The sequence below is a fragment of the Spirosoma sp. KUDC1026 genome (assembly GCF_013375035.1).
GTDB lineage: Bacteria > Bacteroidota > Bacteroidia > Cytophagales > Spirosomataceae > Spirosoma.
Map to the genome: position 1 here is coordinate 3,187,609 of NZ_CP056032.1, position 13,228 is coordinate 3,200,836.

A 13,228-nucleotide genomic window follows, 5' to 3' on the forward strand; every position below is an offset into this window, starting at 1 on the left:
TAACGTGTATTCGTAGGAGAAAGGGGAAGCTGAGCATTAATGGTTAGCTTCCCCTTTCTCTTTTTTCCACCAGCCTTGATAATTGCCGCTCGCCTAAAATACGCCTGTTCAATGGTTGGAAGGAAATAGCTTACCCGGCTAGACTCAGTCCTCAACCACGTTCTTGATTAATTCCGCTTTTCCCGCTTGTGCACCCTGCGAATGTGGTTCACCAACTCATGCTGGTTTTGTTGCCTAATGTCGACGGGATGCTTGCGCCAATAGTAATAGCCATTATTATTCATCTTCAGCACTGTACACATCTTCTCAACGGGAAACAAATGTTCTCTTTTATAAACTGGAATATCTCTCGTCGGCCCTGGAGAGGATACTGATGGCCTTCTTTGCTATATTGCCTTCCAACTGAGCTTCTTTCGGCTCTCGTTGCAACCGTCGGATCTGTTGCTGTTCAGGAGTAAGGGTGGTGTTGGTAGATAGAGATTGATCCGTTTTTGGGGAGCGTTATCGTCACTTACTGATTGGGTCCGGATCGATACCCGGTTCACAGGCTGCATCCTGGATCAAGCCTTTAACATACGATAATTCGACCGGCCCGCCGGCGCGTGGCCATCTCTTTAAAGGCTTCATCAAACACACACGGTCCGCCGTTGCGGCTGTTTAGTCATGGTTAAATTGAATTTTGCTCCAAATCTGCCTAAAAGTAGTCTCCGGTCAAATGTAGCAAGTCCACAGGTTGCCTGATCATTAATTCGGCTACAATAACCATAAATTAAGCTACGAGCGTAGGTGGGCTATAGGAGATCTTTGTCTTAACCAAACCAAAATAAGACTATGATCTTAATAACTGGAGCTACGGGCCAGCTGGGTACTGCCGTCATTCACCAACTGTTACTAAACGTGCCAGCCAGCCAGATTGCCGCCTTTGTGCGAAACGAAACCAAAGCAGTCAATCTGATCAAACAGGGTGTAACAATCCGCCTGGGTACCTATGACGACATTGACGCGCTCAACAAAGCTATGCAGGGGATCGAGACAGTCCTCTTGATTGCGGGTACAGATGAAGAAAATCGAGTGAGTCAACACCAGAATGTTGTCAATGCAGCTAAAAAAGCGGGGGTTCGACGGATTATGTATACGAGCCGAGCGCTGAAAGACCCGGCAACGCTGACCAATCAGTTGATGATAGGCCACTTTCAGACGGAGGACTACATCAAAGCTAGTGGACTGTCCTACACGCTGTTTCAGAACATCCTGTACATGGATGCTATTCCGCAGTTTGTGGGTGGTGATGCTGTTTTCGAGCGGGGTATCCATTTACCAGCTGGGCGGGGTAGAGTTGCGCTGGCGCTACGTAGTGAAATGGGTGAAGCCATAGCTAATGCTTTGGCTATTAATGACGAAGGCAACATGACGTACCACTTAACTAACAGTGAGTCATACTCGTTTTATGACGTAGCTGCCGTGCTGACCGACCTATCTGGCAAACCAGTAACTTATACTCCAGCAGAACCGGCCACTTTTGAAACACAACTAATCGGACGCGGTTTGTCTGATGTGGTAGCCCGTCGAATCACTGGTTTTATAACCGACATCGCCAATGGCCAAGAAGACATTATAAGCCCCGATTTGGAAAAGCTGCTGGGCCGAAAGCCGACTAGCCTCAATCAAGGATTAATGTTGTTATACAACAGATAACACATAGGAACTGCCTTTAGTCAAGTTGAAGTCAGCAATATGCCTGTTTACTTATGCCAACCGAAACAATTCACCGAATTGCTACCCTGGCTGCCTATCATCAGCTGGCGGGCTTGCCTAAACCAGCCCATCCGCTTATTAGTGTAGTCCGGTTTGAGGACATCAAACCAAAGCGGCTTGAGCAGCCTAAGAGCATTGTTAATAACTTCTATTCGATTGCACTAAAATGGAATTTTACGGGCCGAATGTACTACGGCCAACAGCCGTATGATTTCGACGAAGGGGTAATGGTCTTTCTAGCTCCCGGTCAAGTGCTTAGCGTTAGGGCGGATGAATTACACGAGCATACAGGTTGGCTGCTGATGATTCACCCTGATTTTTTGTGGCATACTCCTTTGGCCAAAGGGATTCGACAGTACGACTATTTCAACTATTCGATTCGTGAGGCCCTGTTCTTGTCTGAAACGGAGGAATCAACAATCGTTGGTATTATCCAGCAGATTCAGCGGGAATACCAGGGGCCCATCGATAAGTTCAGCCAAAACATTATTATCGCTCAACTGGAGGTGTTGCTCAACTATGCGGACCGGTATTACCAACGGCAGTTTATCACCCGTAGGATCATTAACCATGAACTTCTTGATCGATTTGAGGCCGCCTTGGAGACTTATATTGTGGGTGGCGAACTGCTGAAAACCGGTTTGCCAACGGTGGGGTATATGGCTGAGCAACTCAGTCTATCCCCTACGTACCTGAGCAATTTGATGAAAACGATAACGGGGCAATCACCCCAACAGCATATTCACGATAGGCTAATTAAACAAGCCAAAGAGCTGCTATCCACGAGTACGTTATCGGTCAGTGAGATTGCTTATGAATTGGGGTTCGGGCACCCACAGTCTTTCAGTAAGTTGTTCAAGAGCAAGACCAGTTCTTCCCCGCTAGAATTTCGTCATTCATTCAATTAAGCCAAGCTCTAAAACCGTAGTATATACGGCTTTGATGGACAGTTATTAAAACGGAAGACGAACACCGTAAAATATTCTCAAAAGACGCTCCCAAATGAAACCAGTGAGTCTTAGCAGATTAACTTTATCGATCCGTTTTGGGATTACGATTGGCTAAGTTCAACAAATTAAGTGCCATCAAATAGGGGATGATGAAAGGAAAAGCAGGGATAGACACTAAGTAGGTGACAATCCCGATCGGTTCAAACGAAAACGATGGTAGCACACTCAATAAAGCGCCGACCAGACTGAAAACCACATAAAGACGACAAGCCGTTGACTTAAACCAGCCAACTGATCGTAAGGCTAACCCCAACGCAGCCGTAGCCAAATATAAAAGAGCTACCTCCACACTGCCAATCCCATCTAAAAAGCGCACGTATGGACAAGTACCAATCGGGCCGTTTCGCTACTGAAGCAGCCGAAAAGTTGGTGAACGATTCGACTAGAAAGCTACCCCAATAGGACATGTTGAGGATAAATAAAGGCAGGGCGATGCCCATCGCCAGTAAACCAAGTAACCAGTATTGCTTTTCTCCACTCTGGCGGAGTTTGTTAACCAGCAAGGCTAACCCGACCGTGATCAGCATTCCTCCCGCGATTAGTAGGGCATAGCGGATCTGTTGTTCGGTAGCCGTCTCGACCCATTCGGGTATAGAAGTAGGGGGAGGTCCCATACCCGCAAAAACGGTAAACCCGATCCAGGGAATGATGACCAACAGGGCAATGGTGCTGAGTTGCCTTTGCTCAGGATCGGGACTGGTGAAGCAGTTCTTTCCCAACCGCCAAACAGCGAATGCCATCAGGAGTGCATGGGCCAGCCAGATGGGTAGATAGAGTTGAGGTTTGCTACGTCCGATGCCTAAAGCCACAGCAGCGGCTAAAAAAGGAACCAGGGTAAGGTAGAAGCGGCTGATTGCTAATGAGTTGGTCATCAGGATGTGGATTGACAAATCTACACGTTACTGAGCAAGCTACTATGAACGAAGTTTTCTCACAAGAGGCTCGCCGACCGGAGACGCGCGAATATTAGTTAGATATATGCATCCTAAATTGGGGCATTTGTTTTAGATGCGGCTCTTCAAGTCGTGACCGCGGCCGCGGACGGTCGCAGCCGCGGACGGTCGCAACGGCAGACCGTGATTTGTGCCCTTTTTTTAATCGCATTCAATGTTCCCCTTTATCGATTGATTCAACCCAGTCAGCCGATTACTATACTGGCGAGTAAAAAATCTTCTGCGTGGGCTGAGTGTCAGCCTATACACCATCTCATCATCAAAACCGATAGCCCAAGGTCAGCCCAAAGCGTGGAGTAAATCCTTTCCGGCTCATCTGTTCGGGCAGGATTGCCTTGAGAGGGGGACTGCTAGTCGGTAGTTGATAGTGAAGTCCCAGAAACAAATCGACCACTACTCGCGGGGTGCCGGTCTGTACACCAGCCATAGCGCCGGGCATCCAGACGTAAAGCTGCTGGATAGCCCTGACTAACTTACCGCTTGGGTCTCGAATAATAGTACCCTGATTGTCGAACTGATAGTCGTCGAGCTTGAGCCCGGAATAGCGACCGTATACGCCTGCGTAAAAGCCAGTGGGGGAAAAAGGACGACGGGGGAAATAGTGCCGGTATTCTAGTGTAACCCGTTTGTAGTAAAATAATCTCGACGTAGGGTTGTTGGCGTTATGATATTCAAACGTTGCCGAACCGAAGCCCACCCCACCCACCAGCGATGCACGTTTGGTCAGCATCCGTTCATAAAACGCAGATACGTCGCCGACAATAAGACTCAGTGGATTAATTTTCAAAATATTAGCTCGGTTGACTGTTGAGTCTGCCGTTGACTGGGCGTGGGCCCTACATAAGCTGATGGCGCTAAGTAGAACAAACAGGTATATTTTCATTGCGAAATTTGGGTGTCCGTTATGACCGACCTGTCACCAACAAACTGACATCCGCTATTTGTTGCTACCGTTGTCTGTTCTGCCATTGCCAGCCTGACGGCTTCGTGTCGGTTGGCAATATTACCAGTTTTCGAAAGCTGGGCAACATTAACATTCTTTAATGTCAGCTCAATAAGTTGCGTGTGTTAAGCCAGCGCGGACTACGTAATGATGCGCGTTGAACTAGCAGGTATAAGTTTGAGGAAATGCATATTGCTAGTTGGTGGAAGATGAATCCGTCAGGATATGGTACGTCGCATCATACTCTCCACCAGAAGCCGGGTGTTGACTACAAGAAAGAACTGATTCACAGCGTTCCTGGTACGATTTTCTAGGTCCTGCTGCAGATTAATTACCCAGAAGGCCCAAAAAGCAATGGGTTGCTCAACCTTTACTGTACAGGCAATCCATTGCTTTTCCCTCCCAGACAGAGATGACAGCTGATATGCCTGGAAACCACTCGCAAGGGTACTAGAGCAAAATCGTCAAGGTGCACTCATTCCTATCTATCAGCATGAACGTTTACAGGCTTATTGACACCTGGAAAAAGACTCAAAAATGGCTTTACCGGTCGTTCATAGATTAAAGAAAGTAACGCTTTCGGCTGGAGAAGCAGGGCGTTCTGAGACCCGAAGGTATTCTTTTTCATGTATTCACCTCCAAATTCGGGTCGCTCACCACGGCTGGTGGCACACTGACAACATTTATAGCAATATAAGTGACTTTAGGTAGTAGTTTTATTACTGTAAAGGCTTACTGTTAAATCAATTGTTACCGATTTTATATTTTAGTACAAAATTGGTAACAATTGATAGAGTGACCCGCCTGAAACCTAAACGACTCTATCCGTTCTATCTTAAAAAAACTCTACTTCTTCTTGCGGGATTATCGACTGACTACTCCGCCGACGGGTATGTGAATACTCCCCCGGTCTCCGATGGCATTATCTAAATCGATTGTAGCCTTGCTATACTAGTCTAGTCATGGCCATGTGTTTAAATCGAGACAATGACGCGTAGGGGTATTGTTCTTAAATGACGCCCAGATATAGGTAATGCTTCTGCTATTAATCAGTGTATCTAAACCAGCGATTGCGAGCTGATAGCTGCAGAATAAACAGAATAAAACGCTTACGCTATGGGGTTAAATTGCTGTAATTCAAGCTACAAGTACCCATAACTACTAATCTTAATCAGTTCTAATTCCTTTCACCTTTCAACCCTTTTTCTACGTATGGACGAGTACATCGGTATTGTAAAATTATTCGCGGGCAACTTTGCCCCCCGTGGCTGGATGTTTTGCCAGGGGCAGCTCCTTTCTATCGCTCAATACAACGCCCTTTTCGCGATTCTGGGCACCACCTATGGTGGTAATGGACAGACTACGTTCGCATTGCCAGATCTGCGGAGCCGCGTACCGGTAGGGGCAGGTTATGGTCCTGGTTTGCCACCGGTGGTATCCGGTCAAATGGCTGGGTCAGCCAGCGTGACCATGACAACCGCGCAGTTACCAATGCATAGCCACCCGCAGATGGTGTCGATGCAGTATGGCTCTGGATTACCTAACAACACGCAGGTACTGGCGGTCCCTGAGGGAACAACGTCCGAGGGCGGAAGCGTGAGTGTTCAAGCTTACGGGCCCGTCAGCAATCTTACGACATTGGCACCAAGCAGCATCGGTACGATCGGAGGAAACCAACCGCTGGACATCATGCCCCCTTACACGGGTATGAATTACATCATCTGTCTGGAAGGCATATTCCCCCCGCGCGACTAGACCGCTGTCTGGCAGGTACGGAGCGGTACCCTATCATAAAGCCGACTCGTGGTGCCTGCTTGTAAGCGATCTGTCTCTGACCAGAACACTATAGCTTGGTTCACGTGTCAACGGTCTACCTTTTTCATTGAGCAGTGGAGTAGCCATGCTAGTCCGCTGCTAAAGTTTTTACTACACCTGCTCTATAAATTATATCTGCCTTTTCTCTCTTTCTGCTTCGTTTATGAAACATCATTACTTGTTCAAGCCGCAACTTACTCTGGTGTGGTGGCTGTTGATACTGCTGTTCAGTCGAGTGCCAACCGGCTACGCACAGAGCCGGATATACTACGCCGTCAGTGATGGCAGCTTAAACTCCTTCAACGACCAGCTACGGAGCATTCCGCTGAACGGTGGTGGGGAATCCGTTGTGTACAGCAACAACGGCGGTACCAACTTCCCCGCTTCGCTGGCGCAGATAGCTTACGACGCGGTCGGTGACCGGGTCTTTGTGGCAAACGTTGTCGCTACAAGTCCAGCTTTGTACGTCGTCAGTACTAGTGGAACATCTAGTCTGTTTGCAACTATCAGCCCTATAGCCAGTAGTACTGCCACTGTCGTAACGGGTATAGTCGTAGACAACGTCGGCGGCTATGTATATTATAATGTCAGCGATAACAACTTCAGAACATCTTCAGACCAGTTACGTCGTATTCCGCTGGCCGGTGGTAGCGAGGAAATTGTTGTTAACAGCAATACTACCAACTTCCCGCTTACACCCCAAACTCTGGTCATTGACCGGCAGAACAATCGCCTGCTGGTGGCAAATGGTGTGTCCAGTACCGTTAGCGATCTAGAAAACAACAACCTGTACGTGTCGGCCGTAAACTTATCCACCCGTGTCGTAACGAAGGCTTTTTCTTTTGCGGAAATCTCTTCTGGCGGTGCTACCGTCACTACTACCCAGGGCGGCCTTGCTGTCAACACTGCCGACAACTCACTTTATTACGTTCTGCGGGATAATGGCATCGGTACGTTTAACGATCAGTTAAGGCGCATTCCACTGAGCGGTGGGCCGGAGCAGATTGTAGTAGATGTAAACAGTAATACCCGGGGTTTTCCTACCGCGCCAGGCTCGCTAGCCTACGATGCGGTCAATAATCGGATACTGGTAAACGACATAAGTATTAACAACCGGGATATTGCAGCCGTGACGCCGGCTGGTAATATCACCCTGTTACTCGACAATGGTGCCCAGATCGGAACCGCTAATACGGGTATTGTGGGCCTTGCTGTTGGAACAGCACAAGCTCCGACGACGGTCACATCCATCACTCTCAATGGCACCAGCCTCACCAACGCCAGTACCGTGCAGTTCACCGTCACGTTCGCCAGCAGCGTTGCGGGAATTACGACGAGTAATTTCGCTACGTCACCGGGCAGCGGAATTACTGGCAGCAGCATCGCGAGCGTAAGCGGCTCAGGTACGACTTACACCGTGAGCGTAAACACGGGGAGCGGCAGCGGCACACTCGGGCTGACGCTGGCCAATGACAACGGCCTCACACCCAGCATTTCTAACGAGCCCTTCACCGGCACTTCGCTCTACACGATCGACAAGACGCCCCCAGCTGCCCCGGTAGCACTAACGCCAGCCAACGGTAGTTTCATCAATACAACCATGCCGTCTTACGTGGGTACGGCCGAGGCTAGCTCGACGGTGACTGTGATCATCGACGGCTCCAGCATCGGCACCACTACGGCCAACAGCGCGGGCAACTGGTCTTTATCCCAGCCTACGGCCCTGGCTCAAGGGAGTCATACGGTGCGGGCCAGAGCAACGGACGCGGTTGGCAACAACAGTGTAGACAGTAATACCAACACCTTCATCGTCGATTCGGTTAGGCCAACGGCTACCATTGGTTCATCGGCGCAAAATCCTACCAGCACCAGTCCTATTCCGTTCACCATCACCTTCTCGGAAACCGTTACCAGCTTTGTGGGTAGTGATCTAACCGTGACGGGTGGCACAATCACCGGTTTTTCGGGCAGCGGTACCACCTATACGTTTTCGGTGACGCTCACGACCAGCGGGGTGGTGACGGTCGAACTACCGGCGAACGTAGCTCAGGACAATGCTGGCAATAGTAACACAGAAGCCTCTCCCTTAAGCATTACGTATAACCAGCCCGTGACGGCGGCCCCAGTAGTGCTGACGCCCGCCAATGGCAGCCGAACCAACGACAGCACTCCGGACTATAGCGGTACGGCCCCGGCCAACAGCACTGTGATGGTGTACGTGGACGGCAGCAGTATCGGTACGACCTCGGCCGACGCGTTGGGTAACTGGAGACTCACCCAGCCCACGGCCCTCAGCCAGGACAATCACACGGTGTACGCCACGGCCCAGTCCAGCGGCTCGACTGTGAGCGTCAATTCGAACACCAACACCTTCACCGTTGATACCGTAGCGCCTACGGTCAGCAGCGTAGGCGTGCCCGCCAACGGCACCTACCGGACTGGCCAAACGCTGCCCATTACCGTGAATATGTCCGAACTGGTTACGGTGACGGGTGCGCCACAGGTTGGGCTCACCATTGGTGCGACGACGCGTCAGGCTACCTATGTCTCGGGCAGTGGTACCCAGGCCCTTTTGTTTAGCTATACCGTGCAGGCGGGTGACAGTGATACCGATGGCATTGCGGTAGGCGCACTGACACTCAACGGCGGTACGATTCGCGATGGGGTAGGAAACGACGCTACCCTGACGCTCAATACTGTTCCCTCGACGGTGGGCGTGTTGGTAGATGGCGTGGCACCAACCGTCAGCAGTAGTGACCGCCAGAACCCCACGGGCCCACTCACCAACGGGACGGCGGTGATTTTCCGCGTCAGCTTCAATGAAGCCGTAACCGGCGTTAACAACGGCAGTTTCTCACTCATAACCACTGATGGCTCCGTTACCGGCACAATCGTGAGTACGCAACCCGTCAACAATACCAGTAACAGTCAATATGACGTAATCGTGAGTGAGGTGCAGGGTAACGGTACCCTGCGACTGGACGTCAACAGCAGCGGCTCGGGTATTACGGACCTGGCGGGAAATCCTATCAGTGGCGGATTCACCAGCGGTCAGACCTTCACCATCGATCAGATACGGCCGACGGTGACGATCAGTTCCTCCGCGGCACCCAACGCCGGCACTACCCGAACCAGCCCCATTCCCTTTGCGGTAACCTTCTCTGAGTCGGTAACCGAGTTTGTGGCGGGAGACATTACCCTCACGAATGGAACCCTGTCGGGCTTTACGGGCAGCGGTACTACCTATACCTTCATAGTAACGCCGTTAGCTAACGGCCCCGTCACGGTGAACATAGCCGCCAACGTAGCCCAGGATGCCGCCATCAATGGAAACACGGCCGCAAATCCCTACTCAATCAGCTATCTGCCGCTGACCTTAACGGGTTTTGCTCCGCTCAACTCTAATGTGTGTGTGGGCAGTCCACTCACCTTTACCGCTACAGTAAGCAATGCGGATGGCCCCTACAGCTACACGCTGACCAATGGCAATGGTCCAGTCACAGGAACGGGGGACGGTACCGCCTTTAGCCGAACCATTACGGCAGCGGGTGAGGGGCTGCAAAGCTTTACGCTCATCGTGACGGATGCCAGCCAACGCGTCAGCGCCAGCCAGTCGATTACCGTTAACCCGCTACCGGCGGTCTCGATTACGGGCCTGGCGAGTGCTTACTGTAAAGACGCGGCAACGGTTACGCTGGTGGGTTCACCAGCAGGCGGCACCTTCACCATTGATGGGAATCAGGCTGCGCAGTTCAACCCAGCTGTTCTACCTGTAGGCTCCCATACGGTGATCTATTCGTACACCAACAGCAGTGGCTGTAGTCAGACGACCTCTCAGACGGTGACGGTCAAAGAGGTGCCCAATGCGCCAGTTGTCACCACTCAGAGTGGGCAGTCAACGGTTACCGTGGATCTGAATACAGGCAACGTTACTTTGCTCATCAGCGGCTGTGCGGGTAGTATCAACTGGACGGGTCCTAACAATAGTGCTGGTACCAGCAATACCATCAGCGTACCTACTACGCAGGCCGGTACGTTTGTCTACCGGGCCAGTTGTACGGTTGAGGGCTGTACTGGTCCCCTAGCTACCGCCACGGTGACTGTTGGTGCCCGTCTGACGGTGTTGCACCGGGACGTGGACAACTACGCTGACAACAATGCCATCCAGCCTCTGCTGGTCCTGCAAAACAACAGCACTGGCCCCTTGCCGCTATCCAGAGTAACGCTACGTTATTATGTGACGGTGGAAGGCGGGGGAACGCTGGGTAATCTCTCAATGAACTACGCCCAGGTAGGTAACCAGAACGTCAGACTGCGTTACGTGGCACTCAATCCGGCCCAGCAGGGAGCAACCGGTTACGTGGAGTACAGTTTCACCGAGGGAGCGGGCAGCCTGGCGACCGGCGCTGACTCGGGTCCTATCCAGAGCTACTTCACTAAAAGTGACTATGGCCCCTTAAATGAGCTGGATGACTATTCATACAACACGGTTCGCAACCAATTGACGGGTAACCTGCGCATTACGGCTTATTACGATGGTGCCCTAATCGCGGGGGTAGAACCAGGAAGTGGCGTCCAGGTCCGGGCGGTTCGGGCGCTGACGGAGAGTAAGAATGGTCCTGACGCGACTCAAATCAGTACGTATCTGGAAGTGCGTAATGAGGGTAACGTAGCCATCAACTACAGCGATCTGAAAGCGCGCTACTACTTCACGTCAGACGGTAACGAACGGCTGCAGGTGGAGGTTGATGAAGGCAACGTGAGCGCGCGACTCGTTAAGTTACCTCAGCCGGTAAACGGAGCCGACACCTACCTGGAGCTGATCTTCAACCAGAGCGGTCAACTGGCACCGGGCACCAGCACAGGTACGATCCGGTACCGAATCAGCAAACCCGACGGTGGCCGCTTCAACCAGGCCAATGACTACTCGTACCAGGAGCAACCCCAGGACCGTAGCCAGAATAGCCGGGTGGTCGTCTATGCGGGCAATGAGCGACTATGGGGGCAGGAGCCCAGCGGCTCGGCTCGGGTAGCCTATGCGGAAGCCGGCACCGAGCTTACCATCAAGGTGCTGGGTAATCCGATCCAGAACGATCAGGTAAGCGTTGAGGTAACAGGTGCCGAAGGCCAAGCTCTGCAGCTGCAGCTGCTAACACCCCAGGGTCGGGTGGTCCACCAGCAGCATGTACCGAGTGCGGAGGCTACCCAGCGGCATCAATTGTCAGTGGCTGGCCAGGCGGGCGGTTTATTCTTGCTACAGGTGAGCACGCCCACTCAAAGCAAAACGGTGAAGGTCATCAAAGCCGACTAAGTCCACCTTAGCCTAAACCATACCTTTTGCAGCGCCCCGCCTGGTCACTCTGGCGGGGCGTTTTGCGTGGTAATTTTGGCGGACGTTACCGGATAGTACGCCGGTGGCTGGGGCTGTATTGCACTGACATAGCTTGACACAAACCGTGCATGATCCGTCTCACAACATCCTACCAGGTGGAACAGTAGAATCTTCAGCCGATGTTGCAACCTTCGGGCGTATTAAAGACAGAAATAATGGGCGTCTCATGATACGCCTGATACCATATATTTATCCGGTTGCCTGCTAGACACGCCATGATTACTTTTAGCCTGAAGTAACCACCTTGATACCTACTCCCGTGATTCGATTTCGTACCCTACTGCGCCACGTTTCCCTTTATGGCCTGACCAGCTTAGCTTGCCTGCTAACCCCAGAAATGGCCTGGGCTCAAAGCAGCCACCAACGATTGCCTATCATCGACATGCATCTGCATGCCTTTCCCTTTACCGCCCAGGGCCCTCCACCCGTCACCATTGGCGCCCCCTATCGTGATTGGTCGGCGCAGGATCCCAAACAGGGTGGGGGGCTGGGCTATGCCAATCAGTTGCTCAAATCTTCCTCAATGTGTGCCAACTGCTTGACCTCCGCCCCCTCCGATGACGCCTTGCGTGACCAAACCATTGCGCTACTCAACAAGTATAACATTATCGGGGTGACGAGCGGGCCGATGGCCTACGTACGACGCTGGCAACAACAAGCCCCGGATCGCATCATTCCAGGTGTGCTGTTTACCATGGGGGACCCTATGCTCACCCTGGACTCGCTGCGGCAGTATTTTCAGACGGGGGCCGTCAAGGTGTTTGGCGAGCTGTGTCTGCAGTATCAGGGCATCACCCTGTCGGATTCGGTGGTCGAACCCTACCTCAAACTAGCCGAAGAGTTTGACGTGCCGGTCAGTGTACACATTGGTACGGGACCGCCGGGGGTGGCCTATTTCGGGAATCCCAAGTATCGGGCCCGCTTGCACAGCGCCTTCACGGCCGAAGAGGCCATGATTCGTCATCCAAAATTGCGGGTGGCCATCGCGCATGCGGGGTGGCCGCTGGGGGATGATTTGCTGGCCACCCTGTATACGCACCCCCAGGCGTATGTGAATCTAGGGGTGATCTGCTATATTTTGCCCCGGGCAGAATTTTATGCCTACCTAAAACGCATCATGGATGCGGGTTTTGGCAAGCGGGTGATGTTCGGTTCGGATCAGATGGTGTGGCCTGGGGCTATTGCTGTGGGCATCCAGGCGATTGAGCAGGCACCTTTTTTGAGCGCGGCTCAGAAGCGGGACATTTTTTACAACAATGCCGCTCGGTTTTTGCGGCTGGATGCGGCTCTTGACGGCCGGAAAGCCGTACGGGGCGATCATGCCAGTAAGAAGTAGGCCCAGCGCGAGGGCAGTGACGTT

8 protein-coding genes are annotated in these 13,228 nt (G+C 51.9%); 6 read left to right on the forward strand and 2 right to left on the reverse strand.

The genetic code is table 11. The features are described from left to right. Positions 1-831: 831 nt before the first annotated feature. Both HU175_RS13335 and HU175_RS13340 read left to right on the forward strand, forming a co-directional pair. Complete coding sequence (locus HU175_RS13335; RefSeq protein WP_176567069.1) at positions 832-1,695, forward strand: SDR family oxidoreductase; 864 nt, start codon at positions 832-834, stop codon at positions 1,693-1,695. A 53-nt stretch (positions 1,696-1,748) separates the two neighbouring features. After that, entirely contained in the window at positions 1,749-2,663 is a 915-nt protein-coding gene (locus HU175_RS13340; RefSeq protein ID WP_176567070.1) for a helix-turn-helix domain-containing protein, read from the forward strand. A 320-nt stretch (positions 2,664-2,983) separates the two neighbouring features. Here the strand turns inward: HU175_RS13340 and HU175_RS13345 are convergent, their stop codons facing one another. Then, positions 2,984-3,637 carry a hypothetical protein gene (locus HU175_RS13345; RefSeq protein ID WP_176567071.1) on the reverse strand — a complete coding sequence of 218 codons (654 nt, stop codon included), beginning with the start codon at positions 3,635-3,637 and terminating at the stop codon, positions 2,984-2,986. Positions 3,638-3,977: 340 nt separating this feature from the next. Continuing rightward, positions 3,978-4,505: a hypothetical protein gene (locus tag HU175_RS13350; RefSeq protein ID WP_228724153.1), complete on the reverse strand. Its 528-nt coding sequence runs from the start codon at positions 4,503-4,505 to the stop codon at positions 3,978-3,980. A 341-nt stretch (positions 4,506-4,846) separates the two neighbouring features. Between HU175_RS13350 and HU175_RS24955 the strand changes: the two genes are divergently transcribed. From HU175_RS24955 to HU175_RS13365, 4 genes are all read left to right on the forward strand, one after another. Continuing rightward, entirely contained in the window at positions 4,847-4,975 is a 129-nt protein-coding gene (locus tag HU175_RS24955; RefSeq protein WP_255432964.1) for a hypothetical protein, read from the forward strand. A gap of 898 nt (positions 4,976-5,873) precedes the next feature. Next, positions 5,874-6,416 (forward strand): phage tail protein, encoded by a 543-nt coding sequence (locus tag HU175_RS13355; RefSeq protein ID WP_176567073.1) that lies wholly within the window; start codon positions 5,874-5,876, stop codon positions 6,414-6,416. Positions 6,417-6,639: 223 nt separating this feature from the next. Next, positions 6,640-11,787 (forward strand): cellulose binding domain-containing protein, encoded by a 5,148-nt coding sequence (locus HU175_RS13360; protein WP_176567074.1) that lies wholly within the window; start codon positions 6,640-6,642, stop codon positions 11,785-11,787. Between the two features lie 340 nt (positions 11,788-12,127). Continuing rightward, on the forward strand, positions 12,128-13,204 hold the full coding sequence (locus HU175_RS13365; RefSeq protein WP_176567075.1) for an amidohydrolase family protein: 1,077 nt from the start codon (positions 12,128-12,130) through the stop codon (positions 13,202-13,204). Positions 13,205-13,228: the final 24 nt, after the last annotated feature.